This is a genomic window from Citrobacter sp. S55_ASV_140 (assembly GCF_018919505.1).
GTDB lineage: Bacteria > Pseudomonadota > Gammaproteobacteria > Enterobacterales > Enterobacteriaceae > Citrobacter > Citrobacter werkmanii.
The window spans coordinates 1-8504 of sequence record NZ_JAHLQZ010000174.1; the positions used below are offsets into that span (position 1 = coordinate 1).

An 8504-nucleotide genomic window follows, 5' to 3' on the forward strand; every position below is an offset into this window, starting at 1 on the left:
CCTTTATGCAGTTCCTTTCTAATGGGTTTGAGTTGGTCGATCTCAAAGGAAATCAAAAAAGTACCCTTCTACTGCATAATATAGTAAAGGAACAGGATTCGCTGCATAACGTCGTTGGGGCTGTTTATAAAGTAAGAAGCGTTCTTGATAATATCCAACTGCAAGATATGTCTGCTACCCAACAGACATTGCGACAGGTGCAGGATGAGATAGCTTATGCCAGAAAGCAGTTCGCTATTTTTTGGGATATACCAGGACTGACGGCGGATGATCCCCAGATTGGTAAAATCGTCAGAACTGCTTTTGAGCAACAAATGAATGCTGAGCAAAAGTATGTTGATAAATTAAATGAGGCTATTTCTGACGGTAGTATTGTTGGTACACAAACAAATGCCAACACTGAGGTGCTGGCTTTGCGAAAAAATTTTGATAAGGAGATTGAGAGCTACTACAAATCAACCATGTTGGTCGGTAAAAATATCGTTGAGCAGACACATGTTCAGTTTAATGCCTCAATACTTAAAATATCCTTGCTGCTGGCCGTTACGGTTCTTATCTTTATTCTCTGCAATATCTGGATAAACCGAACAATCATTCGGCCATTAAATATCGTGTCTGAGCATTTTTCACGGATTGGTAAAGGCGATCTGAGTCATCCCGTTAAGGTGCCGGGTAACAATGAAATTGGCTTACTGTGTTTAAATTTACAACATATGCAAAACGGTCTGCGGGAGACCGTCAGTACGATTCGCGATGGCGTTGAGTCTATTAATATCGGCATGCAGGAAATTGCTTCGGGTAATTCAGACTTATCAACCCGAACGGAGCAACAGGCTGCGGCCGTGGTTGAAACGGCGGCCAGTATGGAACAGATTTCCGTAACAACCAAAAATAACACCGATAAATCACATCAGGCGTCTGCCATGACGAGTGAAAGCACGGAAATGGCATTGCGTGGCGAGCGCTTAATGAGCGACATGGTTGAGAAAATTCACCTGATCAGCCGCAACGCGCAAAGCGTGAATGAAATATCTCATGTCATTGATAGTATTGCTTTCCAGACTAATATTCTCGCCTTAAACGCCGCGGTAGAAGCGGCACGCGCTGGCGAATCCGGGCGTGGATTTGCCGTTGTGGCGAGTGAAGTCAGAACCCTTGCCCAACGTAGCGCCTCCTCAGCGAAAGAAATTAGCGAACTGGTGGCCAAGGCGGCAATCAGCGTCAAGGAAGGGGTGGAGATAGCTGAAAGCAGTGGGGCCATGATGGCGGACATTGCTAAGGCAATACGCAATATCAATATACTCATGGAAGATATATCCGGCGCATCGGGGGAACAGAGTAGCGGCATCGAGCAGATCCGCGTTGCTGTCACGCAAATGGAGCAAGTCACTCAGCAAAATGCGTCTCTGGTTGAGGAAATCGCCGCCACGACAGGCAGTGTGGAAGAGCAGTCGGCAATGCTATCCCAGGCCGTGGCTGTGTTTCAGGTTGATGAAAAGCCGCAGCAGGGTACGCAGGACAAGCAGTAGAACATGCCATCTCATCAGCTGTAAATTCAGTCTGATGAGATGGCTGGTCGTCGGGAGACAGTGCCTCAATCATATTGATAATAATTCTCATTATTATTGTTGTGTCGCGCAGGGAATGGTAATGTTGCTCCTGACCAAAAACTGTTAATCCCATTTTCTGTGCAGAAGACAGCATGAACAACACCACCACTCTGAATGCGTCCAGACGCGTAGCGCGTACTTTTTCCGTCAGCGAGTTTATGGATTTTGGTGAGCGTTATGGGATCGACTATTGCTTTCCCCTGCTGGCGCACAAGCCGGATTTGCCGTCCGCTAGCCCTGTGCTGCAAGGTGAAATCGAAGAGATGACGCTCCCCTGCGGGATGTGCGTGACGCACTCTGATGTACAGGTGTTGCAACCCTATGAAACCACCTCCCGCCACAGCAGTCCCTTGTATATGCTGGTGGTACTGGAAGGCTGCGTGATCCTCTCGCTTAACGGCCAGGAACACGTGGTGCGTTCCGGCATGGCGTTTAGCTCACGCCTGAGCGAGCATCAGACGATGCGCGCCCGCCATCATGCCGACTGCAAACTGCGAACCTTATCGCTCGGTCTGTATCCCGACGGCGCGTGGCGCACGGGGCTACTCGAATCGTTGATGCGTGAGTGGGAAAGATGCCAGACGCCGACGCTTATCTGGCAGGTGCCGGGATTTTTACTCAGCGGCCTGGAGTATGCGCAGCAGAGCGCGCTGAGCAATGTTTCTCGCCAGTTGATGCTGGAAGGGCTGATATTGCAACTGTTCGGCCATGGCCTCAGCGTATGCCAGGTCGAGAGCGGCAAACGCCTCGCCGCCAGCGGTGAACAGCAGCGGCTGGAAGTCGTTCGTCGCCTGTTGGAACAGAATCCCGAGAATGATCACACGCTCAATGAACTGGCGCAACGCGCGGCAATGAGCCCCAGTAGTCTGCGTAGCAAGTTTCGCGCAGCCTATGGCTGTTCGGTCTTTGATTACCTGCGCGATTGCCGCCTGGAACGCGCGCGCGGTTATTTACTGGAAGGATACAGCGTACAGCAGGCAGCCTGGATGTCGGGATATCAGCACGCCACCAACTTCTCTACTGCCTTTCGTCGTCGTTACGGTTTTTCGCCAGGCGATATGCTCAAGCTTTGCTAATCCATTTTTGCGTTTTGCGCACGTTGCTGGCAGACAATTTGGCACTGCGCATAGGTAATCTGGCATCCGGCATAGCTATCTCCGTCAGCAAAAAGGTAATAATTCTCACTTACAATTAGAAATGCCTTTGGAGATACTCATGTTCGCGAAGACTCGGTTGGCGCTGTTGGTAGGATGGGTGACCGGCAGCGTGGCTTTTCCTCTGCTGGCGCAGGAAACAACAAAAAACGATACGGTCGTTGTCACCTCGCAAATGCAGAGCGGGGCCACGAAGCTTGCCACGCCGGATATTGAAACCCCGCAATCGGTATCCATCATTACCCGCGAACAGTTTGAAGAGCAGGGCGCAACCAGCGTGCGTCAGGCCGTTAGCTATACGCCGGGGGTATACAGCAATCAGATTGGCGCCTCCAATCGTTTTGACTACATTGTGCTGCGCGGCTTCTCCGATGGCAGCCTGGACAACGTCTATCTCGATGGTCTAAAGATGATGGGCGACACCAACTCACACAGCTCGCTGGTGGTCGATCCGTGGTTCCTTGAAGATATCGAAGTGGTGCGCGGCCCGGCTTCCGTGTTGTATGGCCGTTCCTCTCCGGGCGGTATTGTGGCGCTGACGTCGCGTAAACCGTCGTTTGACGCGGGTGGGGAAGTGAAGCTGTTTGCCGGCAACAATAACCAGCGCGGCGCGGCGTTTGACGTCACCGGAGCGCTGGATGATAACGATCGTGTGGCGGCGCGCCTGAGCGGGATGACGCGTTACGCGGACTCACAGTTTGGCCCATTGAAAGAAGAGCGTTACGCGCTGATGCCCAGTCTGACCTGGCGCATCACCGACCAGACGCGTCTGGATCTGATGGCCTATCTGCATCGCGACCCGGAAGGCGGTAGCCACTCCGGTCTGCCTTATGACGGCACCGTGGTTCCGCATTACGGGCAAAAGATCTCTAACACCTTTTACGAAGGTGAGGATGATTACGACAAATACGATCGCCGTGAAAACATGGTGGGCTACAATATTGAGCACATGTTTGATAGCGGCTGGTCGGTGCGGCAAAAGCTGCGCTATCTGCATACCGACGTTGAACTGAACCAGGTGTATGCGGCGGGCTGGTTGAACGAAACCGAGCTTAATCGCGGCTATTCCGGCTCTGATGAAAAAATGTCGGCGATTACGCTGGATAATCAGCTCGACGGCAGCTTTGATACCTGGCAGGTCAACCATCGCCTGCTGGTGGGCATTGATTATCAGGATCGCAGCAACAATACCACCGGCTACTACGGCGCATTCCCGCCGATCGACGCTTTTAACCCGGTGTATGGCGCGAAGCCGGATTATATCGACATGTATGCGCGTGAGAAGCACAAGCTGCGCCAGACGGGCTACTATTTGCAGGATCAGATGTCATGGGATCGCTGGCGTATTACGCTCGGCGGTCGCTACGATCAGGTCAGCGTGTCTAATATTGATAAGATCAACGATACCCGCAGCGATCTGGATAAAAACAACTTTAGTACTCGCGCCGCATTGCTCTATTTGTTCGATAACGGCTTTGCGCCTTACGTGAGTTATTCCACCGCCTTTACGCCAACCAGCTTTGCCGATGAGAACGGCAATCTGCTGGAGCCGATGAAAGGCAAGCAGTGGGAAGCGGGGCTGAAATATGAGCCGGAAGGGCTTAACAGTCAGTTCAGCGCGTCGGTGTTCCGCATTAATCAAACCAATATCGCCACCAAAGAAGAGCCGACCGATCCGTATCGCTCGATTGGGGAAATTGAATCTGAAGGGGTGGAGCTGGAGGCGATTAGTCAACTGACGGAAAGCTTCCGCCTGCAGGCGGCATATACCTACACCGACATCCGCTACAAGAAAAGCAGTCCGGAGGAGCAGGGCAAGCGTGCCGTGTATGCACCACGGAACCAGGCCAGCACCTGGCTGAGCTACGATGTGAAAAGCGGCCCGCTGGATGGTCTGACGCTCGGCTCGGGCGTGCGTTATGTCAACGGGATCACCAGCGATCGTCTGAATACGCACACCCTGCCATCTTATACGTTGGTGGATATGGCGATTGGCTACGATTTAACGAATATCGGTATTAAAGGACTGAGCGCCCAGTTGAACGTCAACAACCTGACCGATAAACGCTACGTTGCGGCCTGTAACTCGCTCTCATACTGCTACTTCGGCGCTGAGCGCAGCATTGTCGGCAGCGTATCCTGGAAATTCTGATGCTTTGGATGGCGGCGCTGGCACCTTATCCGGCCTACTGTAGTGTGTAAATTGTAGGCCTGATAAGCGCAGCGCATCAGGCCTAGTGGGTTGCGGCTATTGCGTAAAACCGTTTTGCATACAAATCTGCGCGCTGGTTCTCAGAGTAAAGGCGATTTTGTCTGGGTACTGGCTGTAATAGTTATGCTCTTCTTCCAGCCCTTTCGCCTGCGCCAGACGTACCGTTTCCAGTGAGCAGGTACGGTAGATCAGATCTTTATTCATATTGATCTGCTTCTCGCGCTGTTTGTCCGCAGACAGCGCCAGCCAGCTCTCTGACAGCGAGTAATCGTAGACTACCCGATTCCCTTTCGCCTGCACGTTCTCAATGGTAATGAATTCGTCGATTTTCAGTCTCGGCTGCCCACGCATTTTTTTCTTATCTTCTGCGGCGGCATATTGGGCCAGGGTATTAATATCCATACTGGCTATCTTCTGTTTATAAGTCTCGACATAGGCGGCGGGTTGCTGATAATGCTGAGCGTAAGCATTTCTTAATTCCCCGTCGCTCATCGTACAACCCGCCAGAAACAGAGGTAATAGCAGTGCCAGTTTTATTTTAGTCATAATGCTGTCCCGTTTATTATTGGATGTAGTCGCCCATAACTTAATAGAAAATGAATGATCACAGGAGATAGTTAAGGTTGTATAAACCGGTGCGCGAAGGCACAAGTTCAATAGTCTTAAAATGGCGGAACAGCCGGGAAACCCTGCCAGAATTGGCAGGGTTATTAAAAATTAATGGCCGATCATTTTAGCCTTCGGGATCAGCTGGAAATACATGTGATCGGGCACCGGCGTATCCCAGACATTGGCATAAACCGCATAGCCAATGGTGGCAAAAAGGATACCCAGCACCAGGATAGTCATGACAACGCCTGACAATGCCGTTTGCCGCCATAACGATTTGCCGTTTCCTTGTTCCCCCGCAGGGGTGTGCAGTGAAAAGCTCAGCGTAGAGGCCACCGGGCAGGATTCAACGCAGGTCATACAACCGGTACATTCCACGGTACGCACCTGAATCAGTCGATCGACCGGGATAGTAGACGGGCAGTTTTTCGCACATTTCCCGCAGTCAATGCAACTGTCTGCATTACGCCGGATTTTAAACGGCGAGAGCAGTGAAAACAGGCCAAGCAGTGCGCCATAAGGGCACAGATAACGGCACCAGGCATTGCGAATAAACACGCTCAGGACGCTGATAATTATCAGGAAAATAAGCGTGGCGGAGCCGATATGACGAAAGAAATCGAGCATCTTCACGTCAATGATCATGCCATAGGCCGACATTAGAAAGTACTGGATTCCCTGGGCGGGCATCGACAGAGCGATATACAGAAAGAATCCCAACAGCAGATACTTCAGACTGAGCAGTGGAATATCCAGCCAGCGCGGCAGCGTGAAATTGCGACCCAATACTTTTTTTCCCAGAGTACCAAGCAGTTCGGAAAGCGTGCCAACCGGGCATAGCCACGAACAGAAGGCTTTTTTTAACAACAAGCTAATCAGGATAAACGCAACTAACAGCAGCATGGAGGCGGCATGGATGGGCGGGAGAAAACCGGTCTCCAGCGTGTAGCGGATATTCATCAAACCCGCGATCGGCAGCCACCCCTCAATACCGCCGGGTCTTGGAATATAGACGCTGGTACCGGCAGTTTCAAAATAGCGGACCCAATAATAAAACGTCACGCCAATATAGATATTGCTGGCCAGCAGGAGAAACTGGGTGGCTTTTCGCCAGGTACTGGCGTTACGCCAGTCATTCCACGGCAATTTGCCTCCGGTTGTGCCTGGGCGGCGCTGCCAGCGCGTGCTCTTTTTCCCGTTCATGGTGTTACACTATCCCTCATATTTCCCCTCCCACATTCAGAAGGCGTCATCATCGGGATATGCTAGCGCTATTCAGATTTGGTGTATTTGATTTGCATCTTATTAAGCGGCTGTTATTTTTATAGCGCCAATAGGCCTGAATAAAAATAACAGCCCGATACTTATCGCAGGTCAGATAAATACCCTTAACGGGGTATTTATTTATCCGTGGGAAAATAGGTTATTCCTGAAATATCTCTACGCGGTCGCGGCCATTACTTTTCGCCAGGTACAGTGCCCGATCGGCTTTATCAACCAACTGCTTGTAGTCAGGATGGTAGTCATATTCGGCGATGCCAATACTGACGGTGACAGAAAATACTTCTGTCGCTGAGGCCGCCATGCGCATCTCGGCAATTTTCATACGCAGCGTTTCGAGGATAATACTGGCCTGAGACTGATCTGACTCGACAAGCAGTATCATAAATTCTTCACCACCGTAGCGGAACACGTAATCGCTACTGCGAATATGATCATAAATAACCGCCGCGACGTTTTTGAGCGTCATATCACCGGTGTTATGCCCGTAGTTGTCGTTAATTTGCTTAAAGTAGTCGATATCCAGCATCGCCAGGGTAAAGGGCTTCCGGGTATGTAACGCCAGCGAGATCTCACGGCGCATAATGGTCGGGATAAAGCGTCGGTTAAGCAATTGAGTCAATGAGTCTTTACCATTTTCCTGCTTGACCAGCGCGTCGAACATTGAGGCGAGCAGGAAATGGATTTTTGCCGAGAGCTGGCGTACATCCTGCAACAAGCTCATCCGTTCAGGCTCTGTCGCCTGATGCTGATGCGACAGCGTGGTTGTCAGGCGGTTGTCGATTTCCGCAATCAGCGACTCCATTTCTTTCAGCAGATTGCTGTTGCCCAGAATGTATTTTCCCTTATGCGCGAACCACATACCAAAATCAGAATTCGCCAAAAGGACCAGCTCCCCGAAAGGCATTCCGGTGGCGATGTTATAGATAAACTGATTTTCCCAGTCGGTAAATGAACGTATTTGCCGCTCGCGTTCGACGTTAACGTCATCGTAAATGGTCTGCAGGCGATACTGTTCCTGGGTATGTAGTGAGTTTTGATAGCTGGGGGAATAGGAGACGGTCATGGCCTCCAGGGCGGTATCCATTACCAGACTGCTGAAACAGATGGCATCGCTCAGCAGGGCGGGCGAGTATTCCGCTTTCTTTTTCAGGACCCGATACAATTCATCTTTCAGCTTGCGCGCGCCGCGATTAACCAGATCGATAGGCAACCCGATGCGGGCATGCACCACCCCAATTTTGCGCTGTTTTGCCAGCAGTTGTGAGAGGTCTTCGTTCGCGCTACCAAGTACACTGCGTAGCCAGTCAAACATACTGCCGCTGAGGCGGGTGCTGACCTGTTCTGTATTGAGGAACAATGCGCTCTCCGCATGGGAGAGCATATAGTCATAAAAAACGCTCACTAAATGGCGGATCTCTTCGTCGCTTAATGATGTCAGGATCGTATGAACTTCAGGGGATGTTTGACGTAACAACGCCTGCCATTCTGTAAGGAGTAATGTGTCGTTTACCGGAGCAACCTGTTCCATCTCACTGCCACTCAAAATGCGATTTAAAATTCAGGCGGTATTACGGACAATTACGTCACAATGGTCAAGTTAAACTCGCTTAACGATGGCTGACACCTTCATAAATC

General features: G+C 51.0%; 6 protein-coding genes. 3 read left to right on the forward strand and 3 right to left on the reverse strand.

From position 1 onward, the window contains the following. From KQJ18_RS19065 to foxA, 3 genes are all read left to right on the forward strand, one after another. A partial coding sequence (locus tag KQJ18_RS19065) for a methyl-accepting chemotaxis protein (RefSeq protein ID WP_216422504.1) occupies positions 1-1529 on the forward strand: 1529 nt, incomplete at its 5' end. A 173-nt stretch (positions 1530-1702) separates the two neighbouring features. After that, on the forward strand, positions 1703-2686 hold the full coding sequence (locus KQJ18_RS19070; RefSeq protein WP_204578976.1) for an AraC family transcriptional regulator: 984 nt from the start codon (positions 1703-1705) through the stop codon (positions 2684-2686). 121 nt (positions 2687-2807) lie between these two features. Further along, complete coding sequence (gene foxA / locus KQJ18_RS19075; RefSeq protein ID WP_216422505.1) at positions 2808-4916, forward strand: ferrioxamine B receptor FoxA; 2109 nt, start codon at positions 2808-2810, stop codon at positions 4914-4916. A 96-nt stretch (positions 4917-5012) separates the two neighbouring features. Here foxA and KQJ18_RS19080 read toward each other — a convergent pair whose 3' ends face one another. The 3 genes from KQJ18_RS19080 to KQJ18_RS19090 form a co-directional block, all read right to left on the reverse strand. Continuing rightward, complete coding sequence (locus KQJ18_RS19080; RefSeq protein ID WP_085047680.1) at positions 5013-5522, reverse strand: hypothetical protein; 510 nt, start codon at positions 5520-5522, stop codon at positions 5013-5015. A gap of 171 nt (positions 5523-5693) precedes the next feature. Next, positions 5694-6788 (reverse strand): 4Fe-4S binding protein, encoded by a 1095-nt coding sequence (locus KQJ18_RS19085; protein WP_200015106.1) that lies wholly within the window; start codon positions 6786-6788, stop codon positions 5694-5696. A gap of 220 nt (positions 6789-7008) precedes the next feature. Further along, entirely contained in the window at positions 7009-8397 is a 1389-nt protein-coding gene (locus KQJ18_RS19090) for a diguanylate cyclase (RefSeq protein WP_160955606.1), read from the reverse strand. Between the last annotated feature and the right edge of the window lie 107 nt (positions 8398-8504).

Bases quoted from the DNA above. Each gene is read 5' to 3' on its own strand.
- KQJ18_RS19085 (WP_200015106.1), bottom strand. From the start codon at position 6,788: ATGAACGGGAAAAAGAGCACGCGCTGGCAGCGCCGCCCAGGCACAACC.
- KQJ18_RS19080 (WP_085047680.1), bottom strand. From the start codon at position 5,522: ATGACTAAAATAAAACTGGCACTGCTATTACCTCTGTTTCTGGCGGGT.
- KQJ18_RS19090 (WP_160955606.1), bottom strand. From the start codon at position 8,397: ATGGAACAGGTTGCTCCGGTAAACGACACATTACTCCTTACAGAATGG.
- foxA (WP_216422505.1), top strand. From the start codon at position 2,808: ATGCCTTTGGAGATACTCATGTTCGCGAAGACTCGGTTGGCGCTGTTG.
- KQJ18_RS19070 (WP_204578976.1), top strand. From the start codon at position 1,703: ATGAACAACACCACCACTCTGAATGCGTCCAGACGCGTAGCGCGTACT.